This is a genomic window from Nonomuraea sp. NPDC059023 (assembly GCF_042740095.1).
Taxonomy (GTDB): Bacteria; Actinomycetota; Actinomycetes; order Streptosporangiales; family Streptosporangiaceae; genus Nonomuraea.
This window is the reverse complement of record NZ_JBHYIO010000001.1, coordinates 41,301-62,844: the sequence shown is the minus strand read 5'-3', so window position 1 is coordinate 62,844 and position 21,544 is coordinate 41,301. Positions and strand designations below refer to the sequence as shown.

Below are 21,544 nucleotides of genomic sequence, written 5' to 3'. Positions count from 1 at the left end.
GGCGCGCCCGACCAGGCTGAGGACATGAAGGAGCACGCCCACACTCCGGCGCAGGCGCTTTTTCGCCGCCTGTTCGTCATCAACGCCCTGGTGTTCGCGGCCGGCACGCTCGTGCTGGCGCTGTCACCGGCGACGGTGTCCTCGCCGGTGCTGCTGGCCGAGATCCCGGTGCTGGCGATCGGCCTGGCGCTGATCCTGGCCGCCAACGCCCTGCTGGTCCGCGCCAGCCTGGCGCCGCTGACCGCGCTGACGTCGCTGATGCAGCGCGTGGATCTGCTGCACAACCGCGACCGGCTGCGCGAGGACGGCAACGGCGACCTGGCCAGCGTGGTCACCACCTTCAACCAGATGCTGGACCGGCTGGAGGAGGAACGCGCCTCGGCCAGCGCCCACGCGCTCGCCGCGCAGGAGGCCGAGCGCGGCCGCATCGCCCGGGAACTGCACGACGAGATCGGGCAGAGCCTCACCGTCGCGCTGCTGGGGCTCAAACGCACCCGCGACCGCGCACCGGCCGAGCTGACCGCCGAGCTCGAGCACACGCAGGAGGCGATCAGGGCCAGCCTGGACGAGGTCCGCCAGGTCGCCAGACGGCTGCGCCCCGGCGTCCTGGAGGACCTCGGCCTGCACAGCGCGCTGACCGCGCTGGCCACCGACCTGTCCCAGACCGGCAGCGTTCACGTCACCCGTTCGCTGGCGAGCGTGCCGGCGCTGGCCGCCGACGTCGAACTCGTCCTGTACCGCATCGCCCAGGAGAGCCTCACCAACGTCGCCCGCCACGCCGGCGCGACCACCGCGAGCCTGACGCTGGCCGTTGAGGGCGGCGAGGTGGTCCTGCGCGTCACCGACGACGGCCGGGGCGGCGTCCGCGAGCACGGCGCCGGCATCCGCGGCATGCACGAGCGCGCCCTGCTCATCGGCGCCCGCCTGAGCATCCACTCACCACCCGGCGGGGGCACGCGGATCACGCTCACCGTCCCCGCAGCCGCCAAGGAGCCGACCGCATGACCGCGACACCCGCCAGGATCGTGCTGGCCGACGACCACGCGCTGGTCCGCCAGGGCGTACGCCTCATCCTGGACGCCGAACCCGACCTGACCGTCGTCGCCGAGGCGGCCGACGGCGCCGAGGTGCTCAACGTCCTGCGCGAGCACGAGGCCGACCTGGTCATCCTGGACATCGCGATGCCGCGCATGACCGGGCTGCAGGCGGCCAGGGAGATCTCGCGGCGCTGGCCCGCCGTACGGCTGCTGATGTTGTCGATGTACGACAACGAGCAGTACTTCTTCGCCTCGCTGAAGGCCGGGGCCAGCGGCTACGTCCTGAAGTCGGTCGCCGACCGCGACCTCATCGAGGCCTGCCGGGCGGCGATGCGCGGCGAGCCCTTCCTGTACCCGGGCGCGGTCACCGCCCTGATCCGCGACTATCTGCACCGGCACGAGCACGGCGATCCCCTGCCCGACAGCCTGCTGACCGCCCGCGAGGAGGAGATCGTCAAGCTCATCGCCGAGGGGCACTCCACCAAGGCCATCGCCGACACCCTGGTCATCAGCCCCAAGACCGTGGACCGCCACCGCACGAACATCCTGGCCAAGCTCGGCCTGAACGACCGCCTCGACCTGACCCGCTACGCCATCCGAGCCGGCCTGGTCGAGCCCTGACCCCGGCCGGCGACGTCGGGTATGGTGCGGCCCCTCGGCGCGCTGGCCGACGACGTCATCGTCGTCGGCACGGCCGAGTCCACTGCGGCGGTCGCCGAGATCCTCGCCACCGGATAGCCGTGGCCGTGACTTTCCGGCCCGAAGCGAGATGACTCCTGTCACCTGCGGCCGGTGACAGCGGCCTCTACGCCGGCGGCACCCCTCTGGCCGATGATCGAACCATGACGAACAAGGACACTTCCTCCCCTAACTGGACGCTCGGCCTCTCCTCCGGACTCGCCATCGGCATGGGCCTCGCCGCCGCCCTGAACGACATCGTCCTGGGAATCGCGCTCGCGCTGTGCTTCGGAGTGGCCCTGTCGTACGCGCTGGCGCCCAAGAAGGACGAGGCCTGACGAGGTTGTAACTGTACCAACCAGTCGGTACAGTTACGGGCATGCGACCAAGTTCCAGAACCTTGATCCTGGAGGCCGCGCTCCGTGTCGCCGGGCAGCGCGGGATCGGCAGCCTCACCCTCGACGCCGCCGCACAGGAGGCGGGCGTCAGCAAGGGCGGCCTGATCTACCACTTCGCGAACAAGGAACAGTTGATGCTCGCCGTCGTCGAGCACGTGATCGCGGGCTGGGATCAGGCGATGGAGGCCCAGCTCGGCGGGCCGTTCGACGGGGCGAGCGCGGCCGAGCGGGTGCGGGCCTACAGCCGCGTGATCACGGGGACCACCACGAGCAGCGCCGACCTGGCGATCTTCGTCGACTCCTTGCACGACGACGCCCTGCTGCAGCCGTGGCGGGCCCTGCTGGAGCGGTGGCTGGGGGCGCCGCCCGCCGTACCGGATGCCGGGGCGGTTGACAGGGCGGTCGCCCGGCTCGCCGCGGACGGGCTGTGGCTGGCCGACGCGAGCGACAGCGGCGGCTACGGCGCGGAGATGCGCGCCGCGATAGCCGCCAGGATCGACCGGCTGGCCGAGGGCGACTCATGAACAGATGGGTGATGCTCTCGGTCGCGATCGCCTTCGAGGTCGTCGCGACGCTTTCGCTACGGGCGATGAACGGGCTGGAGAACCCCGGGTGGCTGGCGTTGGTGGTTCTCGGCTATCTGGGGGCGTTCGTCCTGGTGGCGCAGGTGCTCAAGATCGGCATGCCGGTCGGCGTCGCCTACGGGATCTGGGCCGCCAGCGGCGTGGCGCTCACCGCCGTCATCGGTTCGATCGTCTTCGGTGACGCGCTGACCTGGCTGATCGGGCTGGGCATCGTTCTGATCATCGGCGGGGTGCTGCTGGTCGAGCTCGGCTCGCAACGCGCCCACCGTACGGCTGCCGCCGAGGGAGGCGAACGACCATGACATGGCTGCTGCTCATCGGCGCCATCGCGACCGAGACCGTGGCGACGCTGTCGATGAAGGCGTCGGAGGGTTTCACGAAGAAGGTCTGGATCGCGCCGGTCGTGATCGGCTACCTCATCGCGTTCACGCTGCTCGGCGCCGTGCTCGCGCAGGGCATGTCCGTCGGCGTCGCCTACGGGATCTGGGCCGCGTCCGGCGTCGCGCTGACCGCGGTCCTGGGGCGCGTGATCTTCCGCGACCCGCTCACCTGGATCATGGCGGCCGGGATCGCGCTCATCGTCGGCGGAGTGCTGGTGGTCGAACTGGGCGCGCAGGCGGCGCACTGAGCGCCGGTCATCCATTTGCGTTCGAGCGCGCTCGAAGGCATAGCGTCCCCGGCATGACAACACAGACCTGGATCATTACCGGCGCCTCCCGCGGTTTCGGCCGCGCGCTGGCGGAGTCGGCGCTCGCCGGAGGCGACCACGTGGTGGCGGCGGTACGGCGGCCCGAGAGCGTCGCCGATCTCGCGGCCGCCTACCCGGACGACTTCCTGGTGGCCGAGTTCGACGTCCGTGACGTGAACGCGGCCCCCGGCCTGGTACGTGTCACCCTCGACCGCTTCGGCCGGATCGACGTGCTCGTGAACAACGCGGGCAGGGCCGTGGTCGGCGCGGTCGAGGAGGTCGCCGACGCGCAGCTGCGTGAGCTCATGGATCTGCACCTGTTCGGCCCCGCCGCGCTGATCCGGGCGGCGCTGCCCGCGATGCGCGCGCGGGGCGCCGGGACCATCGTGCAGATGAGCAGCCAGGGCGGGCGGATGTCGTTCCCCGGCGTGTCCACGTACTCGGCGTCGAAGTTCGCCCTCGAAGGCTGGTCGGAGGCGCTGGCCGGGGAGGTCGCGCCGTTCGGGATCCGGGTGATGATCGTCGAGCCGAGCCGGTTCAGGACCGACTTCAACGCCGCGGACGTGCTGGAGTTCGCCGAGACGTCGCCGACGTACCGTGAGGTGCTCGCGGGGGTGCGCGCGGACATGGCCGGGACCGACGGCCGCCAGGAGGGCGACCCCGCGCGCGCGGCCGAGATCATCGTCTCCCTGGTGCACGGTGACGACGTGCCGCTACGGCTGCCGCTCGGACGCGAGGCGGTCGAGCGCATCTCCGGCGTCCACCGGCGCGGGCTGGCGGAGGTCGAGCGGTGGGCGCAGACCGCGCGCAGCGCCGACTTCGAGGACGTCCCGGCATCGGTCCGGCCGATTTAGGCTGGTTGTCATGGCCACCGACGACCTGATGACCAGGGCACTCGAGATGATCGGGGACGACGGCCCGCCGTCGGTCGAGGCGATCCACCGCCTCGCCGACCTGGCCGAGGTACCCACGTCGATGACGATCGTGGAGGTCGCCGATCTGCTCGACATCTCGCCGCACACCCTGCGCTACTACGAGCGCGCCGGGCTGGTCGAGGTGGCCCGCGACGGCAACGGCCATCGGGTGTACGACGACCGGGCGGTGCGGCGGCTGGTGTTCCTCACCCGGATGCGGCTGTCCGGAATGCCGATGCGCGACCTTCAGCACTACGTCGCGCTCGTCGACGACGGGGCCGGGACGGTGCCCGAGCGGCTCGACATGCTGCTCGAACACCGCGACACCATCCGCCGCCGGATCCGGGAGCTGACCCTCTCGCTCACGGCCGTCGAATACAAGATCGCCACCTACGGCGGCGAGACCGGCCCCGACGTCCACACCAGGGCCTGAACGACCTCTTCATGCCCGGTCTCAAGGCTCCGGACCGGATCGCCACCCGGACTCCGGCGGGATGATCCCCCACTTGTCCCGCTCCCGCAGCCGCCGCCCGTGCTCGTCCGTCTCGACGATGCTCGCCACCACGTATCCCCGATAGTCACGACCGCGGACGATCAGCAGAGGCTGGGATTCAGGCGGTGACCTGGGGCCACATGGCGCGTACCGCCTCGGCGCGCTCTTCGACCAGCCGCATGCGCAGGTCCCGTTCGAGCTCCGCGTAGTGCTCCGTCCGCGCGGTCTCCTGCCCCGGCCACTTGCGGTAGAGCAGGCCGACCTCGCTGTGGAACCAGCCGTGGCTGATCACGCTGGCCGGAACCAGCAGGCCGGTGTCGTCGGAGCCGGGGATGCCCATCCACCCGCCCAGGGCGACCGCCAGTTCGCGCCGGACGCAGATCGTCGTGGGGTGCACGGGGAGCCGGTAGCCGTTGCCGCGCCAGTACTCGTAGACGAACCCGGGTTCCAGCCGCCCGCCGGGCGGATCGCTGTCGAACGCGACCGTGGAACCGTCGGGCAGCAGATCCAGAACCCGGGACGTCGTCCACTGCACGAGCGGATCGGCCGCCAGCACGCCGATGTCCCGCATCAGCACATCCGGCATGAGCACGTCGTCATCGTCGAGATTCTTGATCAGCTCGCCCCTGGACCGCGCGAGCGCGAGATTCCGGGTCAACGCGACCCCGCCCCGGCGCCCCATCGCGAACGTGACGATGGGGTCACGCGGAAGGATCTCCATGGCCGCGCCCGTGGCGCCGTCCTCCTGGATGACCCACTCGACCTCCCAGCCGTCCGGCAGGCGTTGCGAGCGGACGGACTCGTAGGCCGCGAGGAGATGGTCGGGTACCGGGTGGTGACTCGGCGTGACGATGGAGATGAGGGGCACGTGGCCGACCCTAGTGGGCCAGGTTGGCGAACATGCCGGGCTCGTAGGAGCCGCCAGGGTTGCGGACGATCACGTTGAGCCGGTTGGTGGCGTTGATCATGGCGATCGTGTAGACGAGCGCGACGATCTGGTCGTCGTCGTAGTGCTCGCGTACCCGGGCCCAGGTCTCGTCGGAGACGCCCGGGTGCGCGTCGGCGAGGCGGGTGCCCTCCTCGGTGAGCGCCAGCGCGGCCCGCTCGGCCGCGGTGAACACCGTCGACTCACGCCAGGCGGCGACCAGGTGGAGCCGGACCGCGCTCTCCCCCGCGGCCGTGGCGTCCTTGGTGTGGTAGTCGACACAGAAGCCGCAGCCGTTGATCTGGCTGGCGCGCAACATCACCAGGTCCTGAACGGCCCGGGACAGCGTCGACTGCTGGACGCCCAGAGCGACGTTGTAGACGCGCTTGCTGAGCTTGGCGCCGAGTGCACTGGCCATCAGGTCGAAACGGGATTCCATGATTTGTCCTTACTTATGGTGGTCTGATGCCCAAGAGATGCCGGTGGGGTAGTTCCTGTGACAGCGCGGCGATGTGACGTACGCCACGTCACAAGGCGGTGGGGGCCGGCGTCTTGTGCACGTACGCATGGCCGGAAAGGAACAGGTGGGGGCAGCGATGAACGAGGCGGCGACCGAGGCGTTCGTGACACACCGCAATCTGTTGTTCACCGTCGCCTACGAGATGCTCGGCTCCGCCGCCGACGCCGAGGACGTGCTGCAGGAGACCTGGCTCAAGTGGGCGGGGGTCGACCTTGAGGAGGTCCGGGACCGGCGGGCGTACCTGGTGCGGATCACCACGCGGCAGGCGCTCACCCGGCTGCGCGCGCTCGGCCGGCGCAAGGAGTCCTACGTCGGGCAGTGGCTGCCGGAGCCGCTGCTGACCGCGCCCGACGTGGCCGAGGACGTCGAGCTGGCCGACAGCGTGTCGATGGCGATGCTGCTGGTACTGGAGACGCTCACGCCGACCGAGCGCGCGGTGTTCGTGCTGCGCGAGGTGTTCGACCTGGACTACGACGAGATCGCCGAGGCCGTCGACAAGACGCAGGTGGCGGTCCGCCAGATCGCCCACCGGGCGCGGGCCCACGTGGCGGCCCGCCGGCCGCGGGGACGGGTTTCCCCGGCCGAGACCCAGGACGCGCTCAAGGCGTTCCAGCGGGCGGTCGCGACCGGCGATCTGCAGCGCCTGCTCGACATCCTCGCGCCGGACGTCGTGCTGCTGGGCGACGGCGGCGGAGTCGTCCAGGCCGTGCTCGAACCGGTCGTGGGCGCCGAGAACGTGGCTTCCCTGCTCGCCGGGGCGAGCCGGTTCGGCGATGTCGCGGCGTTGCGGCCGTCGCAGGTCAACGGCCACCCGGCGCTCATCTTCCGGCTCAACGGCGAGATCGACACCGTCCTCGCGCTCCGCATCGACGACGGCCTCATCACCGGCCTGTACGCCGTGCGCAACCCGGAGAAGCTCTCCCACCTGGACCAGGAGACCACCCTGCGCCGCTAAGCCCGTATGGCCTATGTCACACGGCCATGCCGTCACAGAACCCGAAGTAGCGGCATCTTTTGGTCATACAGTGCCTAACCCACCCAAAACCTGGAGAAAGTCATGAGTTCAGTGCTGGATTTCGGCGGCGACATCATCGAGCCGGGCGCACCGGAGTACGAATCGGCGAGCCGCTCGCTGCTGGCCGCGGGCAGTCCGGCGTACGTGCTGCGGCCCAAGAGCGTCGCGGACGTACAGGCGGGTGTGCGGTTCGCCGCCGCGCAGGGCCTGTCCCTGTCCGTACGCGGCGGCGGCCACAGCTTCGCGGGCTTCGGCACCAACGACGGCGGCGTCGTGATCGACCTCAGCCTGCTGGCGAACGTGGAGATCATCGACCCGGCCCGCCACCTCGTGCGGATCGGCGGCGGCACCACCTGGGGCCAGGCCGCGGCCGCGCTGGCCCCGCACCACCTGGCGATCTCGTCGGGCGACACCAAGAGCGTCGGCGTCGGCGGGCTGACGCTGACCGGCGGCATCGGCTGGAAGGTCAGGAAGTACGGCCTGGCCCTGGACAACCTGGTCGCCGCCGAGCTGGTCACCGCCGGCGGCGAGATCGTCCGGGCCAGCGAGCGGGAGAACCCGGAGCTGTTCTGGGCGCTGCGCGGCGGCGGCGGCAACTTCGGGATCGTGACCGCTTTCGAGTTCGCGGCGCACCGGACGACGGAGGTGTTCTTCGGCGCGATCACCTTCCCCGCCGCGGAGACCGCCGCCGTGCTGCAGGGCTGGGCGGACCATGTCCGTGACGCGCCCGAGGAGCTCACCTCCCTCGTGATGGTCGCCAATCCGGGCGCCGGGGGCCACGAGGCGCCGGTCGAGGTCTTCGTCGCCTTCGACGGCGACGACCCGGACCTCGCCGCGGCGGCGATCGACCCGATCCGGCGGCTCGGCACGGTGATCGGCGACACCGTCGCGCTGATGCCGTACGCGGACGTCCTGGTGGACGGCGGGACCCCGCCGCCCGGCATCCAGCTCGTCACCCGCAGCGCGTTCGTCGGGAAGGAGTCGGTGCCCGCGGCCCTGCGGATCCTCGCCGAGGTCGGGACGTCGCAGGGCTCGCCGCTCATCGTCGTGCGAAGCGTCGGCGGCGCGGTGGCGCGCGTGGCCGGCGACGCCACCGCCTACGCGCACCGCCGGGCGGAGCTGATGGTCGTGATGGTCACCGGCGGTCCCAAGCCGGTCCTCGACGCCGGCCGTCCCGCCTGGGAGGCGATCTGGGAGCGGCTCGCACCGCACGTCAACGGCGCGTACGCCAACTTCCTCGCCTCCGCCGCCGAGGAGGACGTGGCCGCGATCTACCCGAAGGAGACGTACGAGCGGCTGGCGGCGGTCAAGCGGGACTACGACCCGGGCAACCTGTTCGCGGGCAACCACAACGTGCGCCCGTAACCGCTACCGCCGGCCGCCGAACTCCCAGTCGTGGACCTCGATGTCGGTGTAGCGATCCTGGGTCAGTACGGCGCGTGCCGCATCCGGGTCCGATGCCCGGATCAGCAGCGCCGTACCCACCCAGGCGCCGCCGTCGTCGGACAGCAGCGGCCCGTACGCGATCAGCTCGTCCCGGCCCGAGGGGTCCAGGTCGGCGGGCTCCCCGGAGCCGAGACCCAGCACCAGGTACCGGTTGCCGCCCTCCCGGCCGCCGGGGAAGTCCCACATGGTGCGCCCCAGCACGTTGCGCCATCGGCGCACCATCACGTCCCGGTACACGCCGGCCTGGTAGTTGGGCTCGTCGAAGGCGAACGCCCGCACGGCCGCGGCGTCGGGCAGGTCGACGATGTGGACGCTGCCGCTGGCCGTCTCGGTGCCGCGGACGAAGGTCGGGCCACGGGCGATCAGTTCCTTCGCGTACCCGTCCATGTAGGACCAGTGCGCTTCCAGCAGTTCGTCGCGCAGCGCGTCAGAGTCTGACCGATCCCGGTGATAGCAGAAGAACTCCATGCCGACAGTACCTATCACACCAAATTCAGATGGCGACATCATCCGGATTTTGTGAGTATCCTGACTGCATCACGAAAGAGGGAGCGGTGATGGTACGGCTGACGCGGGTCCAGCAGCAGGCGCGTACGCGGGCTTCGGTGCTGGCGGCGGCGAGGCAGGAGTTCATCGAGCAGGGCTACGTCCTGGCCAACGTCGACCGGATCGCCGAGCGGGCGGAGCTGACCCGGGGCGCGGTGTACTCGAACTTCCCCAGCAAACGAGCCCTGTATCTGGCCGTGCTCGTCGAGATGGTGGACAAGACCGAGACGGCGGAGCCCGCCGGACCGCCGGGGTCGCCCGCCGAGGCGCTGGGCACGTTCGCCAGGACCTGGCTGGAACGGCTGCCGCTGGTCGACGACACCGCGTCGGGCGGGCGGCTGCAACTGCGCTCGCTGGCGGGCATCGTCGAGGACGAGCAGGGCCGTACCGTGCTGGCGCAGGTCGCCCAGCTGGAGGCGTTGCTGCTGGCCATGGGGCTGGAGACCTGCTCCTCTCACCGGCAGGTACGGCTGGCCGAGCTCGTGCTGACGTTGCTGGGCGGCGCCGGCTTCCTGGCCGAGATGGCCCCGGGCTTCGGCGACCCCTTCGACCGGGCGCGGGCCTGCGAGCATCTGGCCGGGCTCGACCTGAACGACACCTGGGCGCCGCCGCATCTGTCCTTCGTGACGCCGGCCGTACCGTGTCAGGACGTCTGGATCCCGCCCGCGGGCCTGCCGGATCTGATCACCGGTGAGCGCGTCGACCTCGGCGCCGACGGTGTGGTGGCGGTGCTGGGGGCGCACCGCGTGTCCGCGGCCGAGGAGGCCGTCCGGGCTGCGGGGCCGGGCGAGCGGGTCACGGTGGTCGTCGTCCCCGGCGACCTCGCCGAGACCGGCGCTCTCGTGCGGCTCAGGATCAGCGACCTCGCCGGTTGCCTGCGGCGCGTCTTCCCGTCCGACGCCTGGGCGCGCCTGCGGGTGGTCGTCGACGACGGAACGGTCGCGGCCGCCGCCGGCCTGACCGAGGCCGGCCATGAGACCGAAGCCGCCGTCCGCGTCCGGGACGGCATGATCGTCGCCCGCGCCGGTGGGCGGGGCGCCGCCCACGCGGCCGCGGACCACCCCAAGTCGCGAAAGGCCACGACATGACCCGCACCGACCTGCTGGTGCTGCACACCCTGCGCTGCGGCGGACATTCCGGGCTCGCCCGGGTGTCAGCGGCCACCGGCCTGGACGAGTCCGCGGTCGAGTCCGAGCTGATCGACCTCGCGGTCGCCGGTCTCGTCACGCACCAGATGGGCGCGTGGGGCCTGACGGAGGCCGGCCGGGCCACCGACGCCGAGTGGATCACCGAGGAACTGGAGTCCGGCGGCGCCCGCCCCGCTGTCACCGCCGCCTTCGAGCGCTTTCTGGTGCTCAATCCGGAGCTGCTCGACCTCTGTACGGCCTGGCAGATGCGCCCCGTCGACGGCGTCCTGACCGTCAACGACCACCGCGACCGGTCCTACGACGATCGCGTCCTGGACCGGTTCTCCGACCTGGACCAGCGCGCCGCGGCCGTCTGCGCCGAGCTGTCCGCTGCGCTGCCGCGCTTCGGCCGCTACCGCGTGCGGCTCAGGGAGACCCTCGGCCGGGCCAGGGCGGGCGAGCTGGAGTACCTCGCCGACCACACCACGTCGTACCACACCGTCTGGGCCGAACTGCACGAGGACCTGCTCGCGACGCTCGGGATCACCCGGTGGTGAGGTGGGTCAGGCCGCTGTCCGCGCGGTCCGAGGAGAGCGCGCAGGCCGTGGGGGCCAAGGCGAGCGGTCTCGTGGTGCTGCACCGGCTGGGCCTGCCGGTGCCCGCCGGGTTCGTCGTCACCACCGAGGCCTGCCGGGCCTATCTTCGCGAAGGCCGCCTTCCTGACGGGCTGGCCGGGGAGCTCAAGCTCGCCATGACCGGGCTGGAGGCCGTGACGGGGCGCCGCTTCGGCGGAGCGCGGGCGCCGCTGGCCGTGTCGGTGCGCTCCGGGGCGAGCGTGTCGATGCCCGGCATGATGACCACGATCCTGAACCTCGGCCTCACGACCGAGGCCACGGCGGGCCTGGCGGCCGAGACCGGCGACGCCCGGTTCGCGCGGGACTCACGGGAGCGGTTCCTGTCCGGCTTCGCCGCCGCGCGGGACGTCCCCGACGACGCGGCGCGGCAGCTGGAGCTGGCGGTCGAGACCGTCTTCTCCTCGTGGGAGACGCCGCGCGCACGCACATACCGTGAACTGCACGACATCCCCCACGATCTCGGGACGGCCGTGATCGTCCAGGCGATGGTGTACGGCAACCGCGACGCCCGCAGCGGCACCGGAGTCGCCTTCAGCCGCGACCCCAACACCGGGGAGAACGTCCCGTTCGGCGATGTCCTGTTCGGGCACCAGGGCGAGGACGTCGTCTCCGGCCGGTCGCTGACCCGGCCGCTGCGCGAGCTCGCCGACCGCGAACCGGCCGTCTGGGCGGCGCTGGCCGAGGCTCTGCGCCGGGTGGAGGGGCACTATCGCGACGCGTGCTACGTCGAGTTCACCTTCCAGGCCGGTGAGCTCTGGTTGTTGCAGGTCCGGCCGGGCCGGTTCGTGGGCGGCGCCGCCGTTCGGGTCGCGACGGAGCTGGCCGACGCGCGGCTGATCACGCGCCGCGAGGCTCTGCTGCGGGTCTCGCCCCAGCATCTCCGGCACGTACGCACCCCGCGCATCGCCGCACCGGCGCAGGCCGACATCCTGGCCCGGGGCGTGGGAGCCTGCCCCGGAGTCGCGGCCGGCAAGGTGGCGACCACGACCGACGCGGCGGTACGCATGGCCGCCGACGGCCCGGTCATCCTGGTCCGTCCGGAGACGTCCCCGAACGACATGCGCGGCCTGGCCGCCGCCGCGGGCATCGTCACCGCGCGCGGCGGTCCGGCCAGCCATGCCGCGGTCGTCGCGCGGGCGATGGGCAAGCCCGCCGTCGTCGGCATCGCCGACCTGGTCGTCGACGGCCACTCACTGACCGCCGGTGGGCGCACCGTGGACGAAGGCGCGCTGGTCACCATCGACGGGACCAGCGGCGAGGTGGCCCTCGGCAGCCCGCGCATCGCCACGGACACGGCCGACGCCCACCTGCGGCGGCTGCTGGCGTGGGCGGACGACGTCTCAGGCGAGCGTTCCGAGCGCGATGAGGCCCAGCGCCTCATCGCCGCCCACACCGCTCTGCGTGACCCCTAGATCTCAGGGGCGGACGCCGGGCCCGAACCCCGTCCAGCGAAGGTCGTCCGGGAGGTGGCCCATGTCGTTGTACAACAGCACCGACGGGCCCACGCCGTCGCGATACTCGATCGCGGTGAGCGCCGTGTTCCCGCAGGTCAGGCCCAGCCACCGCACGGGCGGCGCGCCGAGGGCGTCCCGCACCAGCCAGGCCACCTGGTAGGCGTGGGTGACCAGGACCTCATGGGTCTCGGCCGCGGTGGGGCGGGCGAACCGGCCGGTCAGGGCGTCGGCGAGCCGCGCGCCCTCGGCCGCCTCCTTGGCGTCGTATCCGTCGAAGAACCCCCTCCACGCGGGCGGCATCTCGGCCGGGACGTGGGGGACGTGGTCCACCAGTTCCGCCGCCTCCCCCACCGCGACCCCCGGCAGGCGCGCACCGATGATCTCCGCCGAGCTCACCGCCCTGGACAGGGGCGAATGCCAGACGGCGTCGATGGGCAGGCGGGCCAGCCGGTCGGCCAGCAGTTCCGTCTGCCGCCTGCCGACGTCGGTCAGGGCGCCGAAGGGGTCGGCCGCGCCGTGCCGTACCGCGTAGATGTGCCGCGTCGCCATCTCGGATCCCTTCTCGGATGTTCATAAAATCCCGATGTTATAGGCATCCTAAAGCAGGCAGGCGATGATGCGGGCGAGGGCGTCGGCGAGTACGTCGGGCGGGGTGGCGAAGTTGAGGCGGACGAAACCGTTCCCCGCCGATCCGTGGTCGGCGCCGGAGGCGGTGGCGACGCCGGTCCGCCGCAGCAGGTGGTCGGCGGGGTCGGCGAGGCCGAATCGGCGCAGGTCGATCCAGGCGAGGTAGCCCGCCTGCGGCTGGACGTATCCGACGTCGAGAGCGGCGAGCGCGTCGGTGACCAGCTTGCGGTTGCCGTCCAGGAACCGGACGGCCTCGCGCAGCCACGGCCGCCCTTCGCGGAACGCGGCGACGGTGGCCGTCATGCCGAGCGGGCTCATGCCGCCGACCGCCGCCCTCGGCAGCCCGGCCCAGACGCGCGCGTCGGCCGGATCGCCGAAAACGATCAGCCCGCAGCGCAGGCCGGGGAAGTTCCACGCCTTGGTGGCGCTGATCAGGGTGATGGCGTTGTCGTCGAGCGAGCCGTACGGGATGAAACCGGGTTCATAGCGCAACGGCGCGTGGATCTCGTCGCTGATCACCTTCGCGCCGTACCGCGCGGCGAGCGCGGCCAGCGCGCGCAACGGCCCGCCGTCGAGGACGCGGCCGGTCGGGTTGCCGGGGTGGCAGAGCAGCACGCTGCCCGCGCCCGCGCGCAGGGCCCGCTCGATGCCGTCGAGGTCGAGCTCGTAGCCGCGCTCTCCGACGGACATCGGCACCTGTACGGCCGCGCGCCCGGCGACCCGGATGGCGTCGAAGAACCGGCCGTAGACCGGCGTCGGCACGACCACCGGCGAATCCGCCCTGGTCAGATGCGTGATCGACATGATGATGCCGCGCATCAGCTCCGGCAGCAGCCGTACCCGGCCGGGAGCGGCGGTGAGCCCGTGCTCCTCGGCGAGCCACTCACTGGCCGCCTGGGGGACGTCGCTCAGCTCGTCGGCGAGCGGGTAGCCGAAGGCCTGCCGCCGCACGTCGTCCTGGACCGCGGCGAGGATGGGCGCGGCGACGGGCAGGTCCATCTCCGCGACGGTGAGATCGATGACGTCCCGGTCGTACTGCGACCAGCGCTTGTTCCGTCGCGCGCGGGATCGCTCAAGGTCCCAGTCGAGGTCGGTCACGCCATGCTCCTAGCGTCTTGCGGGGTCAGGGATCGCTGGTGGCGCAGGCCCGATCGGTGCGCGAGCCACCAGATTCCCGCGCTGAGCACCCCCACGAGCACCGAGTCGTACGGCGCGGCGACGACGCCGGCCCCGCCGAAGGAGCCGAGCGCGGACAGGAGGCCGAGCATGACCAGGAAGCCCACCAGCCAGCCGCCCACCGCTCGCAGCTTGGCGGTCCGCACCAGGTAGATGAGGAACCCGATCAGCAGCAACGGCACCGCCACCCGGATCTTCTCCCAGGTCGACCAGTAGAGGATGAGCCCGGACAGCACGAACGAGGCGAAGCCCACCGGGATCGCCCACCTGCGCAGCCAGCCCTTCTCCAGCGGAGTCGACGCGGCCAGGACGGTCACCGCGACCGAGACGGCCGCGTAGCTGAGCCCGTAGTAGAAGCTGAGCGAACTGGCGATGGACTTCCAGTTCCCGAACGTGAGCACGATGACCGAGCCGATGCCGACGTTGAGCAGCAGCGCGCGCCGGGGGATGCCGAACCGCGCGTCCACCTTGGCCAGGGCGGCGGGCAGCAGCCCGTTCTGCGCGGCGCCGTAGGTGTAGCGGCCCTTGACGCCGATGCCGATCAGCAGGCTGCCCGAGGGCGAGAAGATCGCGTCGGCGAGCAGGACGGTGGCGAACCACGACAGGCCGAGCAGGGTCGCGAGCGAGGCGAGCGGCGAGTTGAGGTTGATCCCGTGCCAGCCGCTGCCGAGCAGGCCGTTGGGCAGCGAGAAGATCATCACGGCCTGCAGGCCCATGTAGAGCACGATCGTCCCGAAGAGCACGATCAGCGTGGCCCTCGGCACGGTACGGCGCGGGTCCTTCGCCTCGCCGGACATGACCGCGGCGGCGTTGATGCCGGTGAAGGAGTAGACCAGGCCGCCGCCGACCACGGCGGTGAGCGCCGCGGAGACGCCGTAGGGCGCGACCCCGCCGCCAGTCGCCACGTTGGTGGTGTCGAAGCCGCTGGCCAGTAAGAGGATCACGGTCAGCGCGGGGATCACCACTTTGATGGTGGCGACGACGTTGTTGACCCGGGCTAGCATTTTGATGCCGAACAGGTTGAGCGCGCAGAAGAACACGAGCAGCCCGGCGGCGATCAGCCGTCCCGGCCAGCTCAGCGACTCGCCGGACATCACCCACGGCAGCCACTTGGCGGCGTACTGCACGACCGCCGTCGACTCGCTCGGCCCGGCGCTGACGGCCTGCAGGAACACCGCCCAGCCGACCACGGCGCCGACCAGCGGGCCCGAGGCCAGTTGCGGCCACCGGACGTTGCCGCCGGACATCGGATGGCGGAAGGCGAGGTCGATGAAGGCCAGCGACACGAGCGCGGTGGCGACCGAGGCGATCGTCCAGGACAGGAAGGCAGCGGGTCCGGCCGCCTTGGCCGCCGTGTACGGCGCGAGCAGCCAGCCGGAACCGATGACGCTGGAGAAGGTGATCAGGGCGAGGGACGTGGTTCCGAGGCCGCGCCGCAGGCGCAGATCCTCGTCCGGCGAAACGGCCGACAGCGTCTCAGACATGTCCTGAACTATTGACGATGACCCAATTGCATAGGTAGACCGGAAATGTCGAGGTCCAGGGTTAGTCTGTGCCTATGTCCCTCCCCGGCTTCGACGGCACAGGACACAAGGTCGAGACGATGGATCTCGTCGTGTTCACCACGGTGGTCCGCACCGGAAGCCTCGGCGCCGCCGCCACCGAACTCCGGCTGTCGATGCCGTCGGTCAGCGTCCGGATCGCCGCCCTGGAACGTAAGCTCGGCGCCCCGCTGCTCGTGCGCGGCGCCCGTGGAAGCACGACCACCCCGGCCGGCGAGCGCCTGAACGACTACGCCCAGCGCTGCCTCGACCTCCTCGACGAGGCCGCCATCGCGGTGACGGCACACGAGACCCAGCGGCTCGTGCTCGCCGCGCCCGCGAGCCTCGGCGACCTCGTCTTCCCCGCCGCGCTCGGGGCGGTCGCCGGCAAGCCGATCACCGTGCACTGCCGGGTCGCGCACAGCGGCGAGGTCGTCGGCCGCCTGGCCGACGGCAGCGTGCACGCCGGATTCGTGATGCCGAAGGTGCCGCTGCGCGCGCTGCGGTCCGAGCCGATCTGCCGCTCCCCGCTGGTCGCGGTCTGCCGGCCCGGCCACCCCCTCGCCGGTCGCCGGCGCCTGCGGATCGACGACCTCGCCAGGACCGGCGTCATCGTCTACCGCTGGGGCCGCGACGCCCAGGAACTCGCCGCCTCACTCGAACATCCCGAGCGCGGCCTCGACGCCCCCATCCACACGACCGGGCTGCCGTCGGCCGCGCTCCGGATGGCGCTCGACGCGGGGTTCGTCGCGGTGGTGCCCCGGTTCGTCGCGGCGCGATCGGTGCGCGACGGTGGCACGGCGCTCCTGCCGCTGGGGTTCGGCGGGTGGCGGGTCGACGTGCAGTTCGTGTACGCCTCGGCCACGGCCGACCGGCTGGGTGTGCGGACCCTGCTGGACCACCTGCCCGCCATCCGGGCCACGTTCGACCAGGACTGACCTCGGTCGTCAGCAGGCCCTCGCCTCCGGGGCAGATGGCATCGTGTCGACGATCTTGGCCTCCAGCATCGCGACGGCGCCGCGCAGCACCTCCGCGCCGTCCGGCCCCTCGGACAGGTTTCGCCAGCCGAGGAAACGATAGGTGGCGGGCTCGAAGATCAATTCGGTGCGTCCCCGGCCGTCCGGTCCCTTGTACTCGATCGAGGCGCCGATGCCCTGGCGTCCGGCCGGATCGGTGAGGTCGGTGCGCATGGTGGCGGTCGGCAGCTTGGACATCGCACCGAACACCGCCTCGCGCATGCCGACGCCCGGGAAGGGATTCTGGGCCAGGGTGACCAGGCGGAAGGCCACGGTGACCTCGACTCGTGGGCCGACCTGGTCCTGGCTGGGCCTGGGCCGTTCGTTCCTGACGGAGGCCTCGGCGTCCGCGCGTATCTGGGCGAGGAGTTTGTCGGGGTCGGTGGGCAGGTTCTCCTCCGGGAGCACGTCAGCCGCGCAGCGCCCGGTCTCGTGGTCGACCGTGCCCGGAGTCGCCATCAGGGTGGGGACCTGGCCCTTGTGGATGCTCCGCCTGCCGTAGGTGGAGCGGATCAGCGCGTTCCCGGGGTCGGTGGCGGAGACCCAGGCCTCACGGGTGACCTCCTGGGTGTGCTCGCCCGTGCCCTCGGTCTCGCTCAGCGTGAGCATCCAGTTCTGCTCCAGGCGCTTGACGTAGACGAACTGGCCGGTCTGCGGCGCGGGCTGCCGGGCGGCCACGCTGGCCGCGTGCTGGAGCAGTTCCGCCGCGTTGGCCGGGGTGGCGCCGCCGTTGGGGCCGACCATGAAGGCGACCGCGGCGACGGCCGCCGCCAGCCCGAACGTGCCCGCCCTGAGCGCGTGCTTGGCGTAGCCGATACGGGGCTTACGCCCCGCCGTGAGCAGGTCCCTCGCCCTGGCGGTGGCCGTCGCGGAGGGGCCGGGCAGCGCGTCGTACGACGACTTGATCTCCTGCAGGTCCTGCGTCATGCCAACTCCTCGATGCCGACGTACGAGCGGAGCTTTCTGCGTGCCCGGTTGAGCCGCGAGCCGACGGTGCCCCGCGGGATGCCGAGCGCCTCGGCGATCTCCTCGTAGCTGAGCTGGGCACCGGCGACCAGCAGAAGCACGGTCCGGTCACCGGGCGAGAGCGCCGCCAGCCCGGCGGCCAGGCTCGGCCGCATGACGGCGGCCGACACCCGCTGGACCACATGCTCGTCGTGGTTCACCACGTCGGTGACCTCGGCGCTCCTGGCCAGGGCGCGATACCTGCGCGCCTCGGCCCTGCGATGGCCGGCGATCAGGTTGGAGGCGATGCCGTACAGCCAGGCTCGTGCGTCGGGGTGGGAGAGGTCGTAGCGCGTGCGCCTGTGGAAGGCCCGCAGGAACGTCTCCGCGGCGAGGTCGTCGGCCGCCGATTCGCCGAGACGGAACCGCACGTAGCGGTGGATGGCCTGGTGATAGCGATCGAACAGCGCGCCGAACCGCTCGGGGCGGCTCAGCGACGCCTCGATGAGCTGTGCGTCGGTCTCGGTGGTTGGCGGAGCCGACGACGGAAGGGGTGGTGGCATGCCTGCCTTTCGGACAATCTCCGTGGACACGCCTACTTCGCCGTACCCCCGTTTCGTATTCACGCCTTGGCGCGCCGGGGTCAGTCCCAGGCGACCGGGAGGCTCTTGACCCCGAAGACGTCGGCGGTCTCCGGCCGCACGACAACCTCTTCGGCCGGTATGGCCAGCCGCAACGTCGGGAACCGCTTGACCAGCGCGGCGAAGGCCACCCGCATCTCGATCCTGGCCAGCTGCTGCCCCAGGCACTGATGGATGCCGTGCCCGAAGGCCAGATGCCCGCCATCCTGCCGGCGCAGATCCAGAACGTGCGGATCGGAGAACCGCTCCGGGTCACGGTTGGCGGTGTTGTACGACAGGATCACCATGGAACCTGCCGCGACCCTCTGGCCGCCCAGCTCGACGTCCTCCAGCGCCGTCCGCATGAACGTCTTGCCCACGGTCAGATACCGCAGCAGCTCCTCCACGGCCTTCTCGGTGAGAGAAGGGTCCGCCCGCAGCGCGGCGAGCTGCGCCGGGTTCCGCAGCAGCGCGAACGTACCCAGCGCGAGCATGTTCGCGGTGGTGTCCAGCCCCGCCGCCAGCAGGATCAGGCTGACCCCCCGGAGTTCCTCATCGGTCAGATCGCCCTCGATGAGGTCGCTGAGCACATCGTCGGTCGGGTCGGCCCGCTTGGCGGCGACCAGCTCGGCCAGATACGTCCGCACCGAGGCGTAGGCCGCGATCAGCTCCTCGTCAGGGGTCTCCCCGTCCATGAACTTCTCGACGTCCCCTTGGAAGGAGTCTCGATCCGCGTACGGCACGCCGAGCAGCTCGCAGATCATGATGGCCGGGATCGGCTTCGCGAACGCGGTCACCAGATCGGTGGGCGGCCCGGCCTTCTCCATCGCGTCCAGGTGCTCGGCGGTGACCTGCTCGATCCGCTCGGTGAGCTGCCGCATCCGCCGTACCGTGAACTTGCCCGCCAGCGGCTTGCGGTACCGGCTGTGCTGCGGATCGTCCATCAGCAGAAACTCACCCGGCAGCGCCGGAGGCACCTCGATCTCACCGAAGTCGATCAGCGGATGATGGCGCATGAACTCCTTGCGCGAGCTGAACCGCGAGTCGGCGAGGACGGATCGGAGCAGGTCGTAGCCGGTGACCACCCAGCCCTCGTGCCCGTCGGGGAAGACGAACCGGCTGATGGGGCCGTGCTCGCGCGCCTCGACCAGTTCCTTCGGCGGATCGAAGGGACAGCCGGCCTGACGCGCCGTCGGCATCGCCGGAAGGGTGTAGACAGATTCACCCATGACCCGCCCCCATTTCGCGATAGTACGTGTTTGACATGACTCGAAAGCTACGTTGCATTCGGACAATCTGTCAATCCACCCGCGACCATATACCCAGACAAATACTGATATTTCAGTGCAATGACGCTGCACCCAAACGCAATGAACGTTGCAATGGCTGGAGGCGAAAGCAATACTGGCGGCATGCCAGGAGGACGGTTGACCCAGCAGGACCGCGAGCGCATCGCGGCCGGACTCGCCGACGGGCTCTCCTACGCCCAGATCGCCCAACGGCTGAGCCGCCCGACCTCGACGATCAGCCGGGAGGTCGCACGCAACGGCGGCCCCGCCGGCTACCGGGCCCAGCAGGCGCACCAGGCGTCGGTTCAGCGCGCCAGGCGCGGCACACCGGCGCCCCCGCGCGCGACCGGAACGCCGGCCGGCGCGTTGGAACAGGAGATCGGCGAACAGGAGATCATCGAGATGGCGGTCAGGACGGGGCTGCCGCGGATGACCGCGCGCGTGCACCTCGACCTGGCGCTGTCCGAGAACGGCAGGCGCACCGCGGCCGAGCTGTCCCGCAGGTTGCGGATCAGCCCGGCCTCGGTCTCCGTGGCCGTGAACTCCCTGGTCGACAGCGGGTTCGTCCGGCGCGAGCGCGATCCGCAGCGCCGGCGCGACATCTACGTGCTCGACGACGACGCCTGGTACCACGCGGTCGTGACCAGCGGGCGGCAGACCCTGGAGACCATGCGCGCCACGATGGCCCTGGCCGAGGCGCACGGGCTCGACAGCACCGTGGGGCGGCGGCTGGCCAGGACGGGCGCGTTCCTGGAACAGGTCAGCAAGGACACGATCGAGTCGGCCAACCGCTGGCGTGGTCTCCTGGAGCTCGGCGAGTGACGATCGGTCACTCTTCGCCGACGGCGGCCCGCTTTTCCGGCCCCGACTTGTGGTAATCCTCCGGCTCGAAACGGCCGTATCGAATCAGGTTGTAGAGGCATTCGCCGGTGGAGGGCGGAGTGAAGAAGAAGTTCTTTTGATAGTGCTTGCCGAGCACGCCGTATCGGACCATGTCGACGGCGGTCCGCGCGATGTAGCGGGGGCCCAGGCGCAGCAGAATGCCGAGAAACGCGCTCGCGGACATCATCGGGCCGAACCAGTGGTTGATGGAGATCGAGGGGGACTCCGAGCGCAGGTAGTGCCACCAGCCCCGGGGGATGTAGAGCAGGTCGCCGGGGCCGACCGTGGTGGTGTAGACCCTGGCGCGGGCGAGGCGGGGAAACTGCCGCGAGTCGTAGTGCTCGGGGTCCACCGGGCTGTTGACGATGTTGTCGACGAAGGGGTGGACGAGGTGCGTCTGCCGTACCGACACGAGAACGACCCGCTTGTGGCCGCGGATCTGGGTGAAGACGTTGTCGTTGGCGTCGCTGTGCAGCCCTGAGCAGGTGCCGCCCGAGCCGACCCACAGTCTCGTGTCGGTGGAGTGGGTGCTCGGCGGGGTGAGCGAGGTGAAGTCGAAGGCCGAGCCGTACCCGGGGATCAGCTCGTCGGGACGGCAGTAGCCCAGGTAGCAGGCCGCCTTCAGGTCGGGACGCTCGGCGTGGTCGAGGAAGTCGGCGAAGGGCATCTCGCGCTCGTACGACTCCTGTCCGCCGGGGAGCAGGCCTCCTGACTTCGGCAGCTCGTCCAGGACGGTGACAGGGGTGTCACCCCCGAGGGCCCGCAGGCTGTCGAACGTCCAGCCGGCCGCCGTCCAGCCGTCGATGAGACCGTTGACCTTGATGGGGTGCCGTGCTTTTATCGCCGCGTGCAGGGTGTCGGGCCGCGTGTCCTTGACGGATGGAATCGGCCTCGTCCTCAGCTGCGCCATTCTTTACACCTTTTCTGTCGCACGGTGAGATGGACAGTTCGGCCCCTAGTCTGCGGAGCCCATAATTAAGGGTCAAGT

Annotated in this window: 25 protein-coding genes; 15 read left to right on the top strand and 10 right to left on the bottom strand. The window is 71.0% G+C overall.

Translation table 11 applies throughout. The annotated features are described in order from the left end of the window. Positions 1–24: 24 nt before the first annotated feature. The 8 genes from ACFWYW_RS00315 (at position 25) to ACFWYW_RS00280 (ending at position 4,732) form a co-directional block, all read left to right on the top strand. The gene (locus tag ACFWYW_RS00315) at positions 25–1,005 is read left to right on the top strand and encodes a HAMP domain-containing sensor histidine kinase (RefSeq protein ID WP_379620112.1); all 981 of its coding nucleotides are present in this window, start codon (positions 25–27) and stop codon (positions 1,003–1,005) included. Beyond that, positions 1,002–1,658: a response regulator gene (locus ACFWYW_RS00310; RefSeq protein ID WP_379620110.1), complete on the top strand. Its 657-nt coding sequence runs from the start codon at positions 1,002–1,004 to the stop codon at positions 1,656–1,658. Before ACFWYW_RS00315 ends, ACFWYW_RS00310 begins: the two co-directional genes overlap by 4 nt. A 221-nt stretch (positions 1,659–1,879) precedes the next feature. After that, the gene (locus ACFWYW_RS00305; RefSeq protein WP_379620108.1) at positions 1,880–2,053 is read left to right on the top strand and encodes a hypothetical protein; all 174 of its coding nucleotides are present in this window, start codon (positions 1,880–1,882) and stop codon (positions 2,051–2,053) included. A 41-nt stretch (positions 2,054–2,094) separates the two neighbouring features. Beyond that, complete coding sequence (locus ACFWYW_RS00300; RefSeq protein WP_379620106.1) at positions 2,095–2,637, top strand: TetR/AcrR family transcriptional regulator; 543 nt, start codon at positions 2,095–2,097, stop codon at positions 2,635–2,637. After that, the gene (locus tag ACFWYW_RS00295) at positions 2,634–2,999 is read left to right on the top strand and encodes a DMT family transporter (RefSeq protein WP_379620104.1); all 366 of its coding nucleotides are present in this window, start codon (positions 2,634–2,636) and stop codon (positions 2,997–2,999) included. Before ACFWYW_RS00300 ends, ACFWYW_RS00295 begins: the two co-directional genes overlap by 4 nt. Further along, on the top strand, positions 2,996–3,325 hold the full coding sequence (locus ACFWYW_RS00290; protein WP_379620102.1) for a DMT family transporter: 330 nt from the start codon (positions 2,996–2,998) through the stop codon (positions 3,323–3,325). Before ACFWYW_RS00295 ends, ACFWYW_RS00290 begins: the two co-directional genes overlap by 4 nt. Positions 3,326–3,378: 53 nt before the next feature. After that, positions 3,379–4,239: an SDR family NAD(P)-dependent oxidoreductase gene (locus ACFWYW_RS00285; RefSeq protein ID WP_379620100.1), complete on the top strand. Its 861-nt coding sequence runs from the start codon at positions 3,379–3,381 to the stop codon at positions 4,237–4,239. Positions 4,240–4,249: 10 nt separating this feature from the next. Further along, a complete protein-coding gene (locus ACFWYW_RS00280) occupies positions 4,250–4,732 on the top strand; it encodes a MerR family transcriptional regulator (protein WP_379620098.1) in 483 nt (160 codons plus the stop codon). Positions 4,733–4,910: 178 nt separating this feature from the next. On the opposite strand, the gene ACFWYW_RS00275 is transcribed toward ACFWYW_RS00280, so the two are convergent. Both ACFWYW_RS00275 and ACFWYW_RS00270 read right to left on the bottom strand, forming a co-directional pair. Next, entirely contained in the window at positions 4,911–5,660 is a 750-nt protein-coding gene (locus ACFWYW_RS00275) for a glycosyltransferase family 2 protein (protein ID WP_379620096.1), read from the bottom strand. Between the two features lie 10 nt (positions 5,661–5,670). Continuing rightward, positions 5,671–6,156: a carboxymuconolactone decarboxylase family protein gene (locus ACFWYW_RS00270; RefSeq protein ID WP_379620094.1), complete on the bottom strand. Its 486-nt coding sequence runs from the start codon at positions 6,154–6,156 to the stop codon at positions 5,671–5,673. Between the two features lie 157 nt (positions 6,157–6,313). On the opposite strand from ACFWYW_RS00270, the gene ACFWYW_RS00265 reads away from it, so the two are divergent. After that, on the top strand, positions 6,314–7,192 hold the full coding sequence (locus ACFWYW_RS00265; RefSeq protein ID WP_379620092.1) for an RNA polymerase sigma-70 factor: 879 nt from the start codon (positions 6,314–6,316) through the stop codon (positions 7,190–7,192). Between the two features lie 102 nt (positions 7,193–7,294). Beyond that, entirely contained in the window at positions 7,295–8,617 is a 1,323-nt protein-coding gene (locus ACFWYW_RS00260) for an FAD-binding oxidoreductase (protein WP_379620090.1), read from the top strand. A 3-nt stretch (positions 8,618–8,620) separates the two neighbouring features. Here ACFWYW_RS00260 and ACFWYW_RS00255 read toward each other — a convergent pair whose 3' ends face one another. Further along, positions 8,621–9,166: a YciI family protein gene (locus ACFWYW_RS00255; RefSeq protein ID WP_379620088.1), complete on the bottom strand. Its 546-nt coding sequence runs from the start codon at positions 9,164–9,166 to the stop codon at positions 8,621–8,623. A gap of 89 nt (positions 9,167–9,255) precedes the next feature. Here ACFWYW_RS00255 and ACFWYW_RS00250 point away from each other — a divergent pair, with 89 nt between their 5' ends. From ACFWYW_RS00250 to ACFWYW_RS00240, 3 genes are read left to right on the top strand one after another with little or no spacing between them, the layout of a single operon-like run. Further along, the gene (locus ACFWYW_RS00250) at positions 9,256–10,332 is read left to right on the top strand and encodes a TetR/AcrR family transcriptional regulator (protein WP_379620086.1); all 1,077 of its coding nucleotides are present in this window, start codon (positions 9,256–9,258) and stop codon (positions 10,330–10,332) included. Continuing rightward, positions 10,329–10,928: a transcriptional regulator gene (locus ACFWYW_RS00245; protein ID WP_379620084.1), complete on the top strand. Its 600-nt coding sequence runs from the start codon at positions 10,329–10,331 to the stop codon at positions 10,926–10,928. Before ACFWYW_RS00250 ends, ACFWYW_RS00245 begins: the two co-directional genes overlap by 4 nt. Next, positions 10,925–12,418, top strand: coding sequence for a pyruvate, phosphate dikinase (locus ACFWYW_RS00240; protein WP_379620082.1), 1,494 nt, complete (start codon positions 10,925–10,927; stop codon positions 12,416–12,418). The genes ACFWYW_RS00245 and ACFWYW_RS00240 overlap by 4 nt, the downstream gene beginning before the upstream one ends. 3 nt (positions 12,419–12,421) lie before the next feature. On the opposite strand, the gene ACFWYW_RS00235 is transcribed toward ACFWYW_RS00240, so the two are convergent. Genes ACFWYW_RS00235 through ACFWYW_RS00225 form a run of 3 tightly spaced genes read right to left on the bottom strand, consistent with a single transcriptional unit; the run spans position 12,422 to position 15,747 of the window. Further along, entirely contained in the window at positions 12,422–13,009 is a 588-nt protein-coding gene (locus ACFWYW_RS00235; protein WP_379620080.1) for a histidine phosphatase family protein, read from the bottom strand. 48 nt (positions 13,010–13,057) lie between these two features. Next, positions 13,058–14,185 carry a MalY/PatB family protein gene (locus ACFWYW_RS00230; RefSeq protein ID WP_379620078.1) on the bottom strand — a complete coding sequence of 376 codons (1,128 nt, stop codon included), beginning with the start codon at positions 14,183–14,185 and terminating at the stop codon, positions 13,058–13,060. Beyond that, on the bottom strand, positions 14,182–15,747 hold the full coding sequence (locus ACFWYW_RS00225; RefSeq protein ID WP_379620076.1) for an APC family permease: 1,566 nt from the start codon (positions 15,745–15,747) through the stop codon (positions 14,182–14,184). The genes ACFWYW_RS00230 and ACFWYW_RS00225 overlap by 4 nt, the downstream gene beginning before the upstream one ends. 74 nt (positions 15,748–15,821) lie before the next feature. On the opposite strand from ACFWYW_RS00225, the gene ACFWYW_RS00220 reads away from it, so the two are divergent. Then, entirely contained in the window at positions 15,822–16,742 is a 921-nt protein-coding gene (locus ACFWYW_RS00220; protein WP_379620074.1) for a LysR family transcriptional regulator, read from the top strand. 9 nt (positions 16,743–16,751) lie between these two features. On the opposite strand, the gene ACFWYW_RS00215 is transcribed toward ACFWYW_RS00220, so the two are convergent. From ACFWYW_RS00215 to ACFWYW_RS00205, 3 genes are all read right to left on the bottom strand, one after another. Beyond that, complete coding sequence (locus tag ACFWYW_RS00215) at positions 16,752–17,747, bottom strand: CU044_5270 family protein (protein ID WP_379620072.1); 996 nt, start codon at positions 17,745–17,747, stop codon at positions 16,752–16,754. Continuing rightward, complete coding sequence (locus ACFWYW_RS00210) at positions 17,744–18,328, bottom strand: RNA polymerase sigma factor (protein WP_379620070.1); 585 nt, start codon at positions 18,326–18,328, stop codon at positions 17,744–17,746. The genes ACFWYW_RS00215 and ACFWYW_RS00210 overlap by 4 nt, the downstream gene beginning before the upstream one ends. 80 nt (positions 18,329–18,408) lie before the next feature. Then, on the bottom strand, positions 18,409–19,614 hold the full coding sequence (locus ACFWYW_RS00205) for a cytochrome P450 (RefSeq protein ID WP_379620068.1): 1,206 nt from the start codon (positions 19,612–19,614) through the stop codon (positions 18,409–18,411). Between the two features lie 198 nt (positions 19,615–19,812). Between ACFWYW_RS00205 and ACFWYW_RS00200 the strand changes: the two genes are divergently transcribed. Beyond that, entirely contained in the window at positions 19,813–20,496 is a 684-nt protein-coding gene (locus tag ACFWYW_RS00200) for a helix-turn-helix domain-containing protein (protein ID WP_379620066.1), read from the top strand. Positions 20,497–20,503: 7 nt separating this feature from the next. On the opposite strand, the gene ACFWYW_RS00195 is transcribed toward ACFWYW_RS00200, so the two are convergent. Then, the gene (locus ACFWYW_RS00195; protein ID WP_379620064.1) at positions 20,504–21,466 is read right to left on the bottom strand and encodes a cupin-like domain-containing protein; all 963 of its coding nucleotides are present in this window, start codon (positions 21,464–21,466) and stop codon (positions 20,504–20,506) included. Between the last annotated feature and the right edge of the window lie 78 nt (positions 21,467–21,544).